This is a genomic window from Vibrio ouci (assembly GCF_004551525.1).
Lineage (GTDB): Bacteria > Pseudomonadota > Gammaproteobacteria > Enterobacterales > Vibrionaceae > Vibrio > Vibrio ouci.
Genome location: NZ_SATR01000228.1, coordinates 1 through 961, shown reverse-complemented (window position 1 = coordinate 961; position 961 = coordinate 1). Strand labels below are relative to the sequence as shown.

Sequence of the window (961 nt, the reverse complement as noted above, 5' to 3'; positions counted from 1 at the left end):
GCAACTGCCAAGCTGAAATGTTGCTTGGTTATGAACCTAAAAGCGACTTTGAGCCAGTAAAATGAAAAGCCGACCGCCACGACCTGACAATGAAGCAACCCGCGAACATTGGCATGTTTTACGGGCAGAGAGATTCCAGAATTTAGGCCGACAATACGGATTTGCTGAGTCTACTAGGGACGAAATGCCAGAGGGACAAAGAACTAGAGCCTAAAACCTTTAAGCCTTTGAATTTCAAGTAAACATAACGCCAAATTAAGTAGTGAGCAACGCTACTACCCACCTAAACCATTGTGCCGTAAACACTAAAGCTAATTCAAACCAAAAGTGCCAAGCGTTGCGAATCTGCTTAAATTTATTGTTAGGCGCTTTCTTCAATTTTCCACGGTGGGTTTAATCGATTCTCACCCGCCCAATACAACTTAATTTTGTTTCCTGATGGGTCACTTAGTACCGCTTCTTTCCAAAGGAACGGTTGATCGATAGGTTCCTGATCGAACTCTATACCTTTATCTTTCAGATTTGCTACCAATTGATCGAGTTCTTCATGTTCAAAGTAAACAACACCTCTACATTCTAACCCGCGTTTCTCAGTGTCTAAGTAGATTGAAAATGTAGAGTCTCCATCGGGAAAAGAAAAACGGGAATAGTGTTCATCGCTGACAATTTGAATAAGTCCTAGTGCTTTATAAAAATCCACGGCCAAATTGATATCATCAACAGCCAAAGTTACTTGATTTAGATTCATATACTTTCCTTGTATCGCATGCATGGCGCCTAACGCCCAGTTAAGTAGAGAGTAACGCACTGAGCAAGCCTCTGCAAACCGCCTAAAACACCAAACACAACGCATAGTAAATTCGCCGAGCGTTACGAATCTGCTTGAACTGTTTGTTAGGCAAATTTTGCTACGCACTCATTAACTTGATTTGAAAACAGAATACCTTAAACACGATAAGCA

1 protein-coding gene is annotated in these 961 nt (G+C 41.3%); it reads right to left on the bottom strand.

Features of this window, described 5'->3' with window-relative positions:
• Nucleotides 1-361: 361 nt before the first annotated feature.
• The gene (locus ELS82_RS25350; protein ID WP_134837807.1) at nucleotides 362-748 is read right to left on the bottom strand and encodes a VOC family protein; all 387 of its coding nucleotides are present in this window, start codon (nucleotides 746-748) and stop codon (nucleotides 362-364) included.
• Between the last annotated feature and the right edge of the window lie 213 nt (nucleotides 749-961).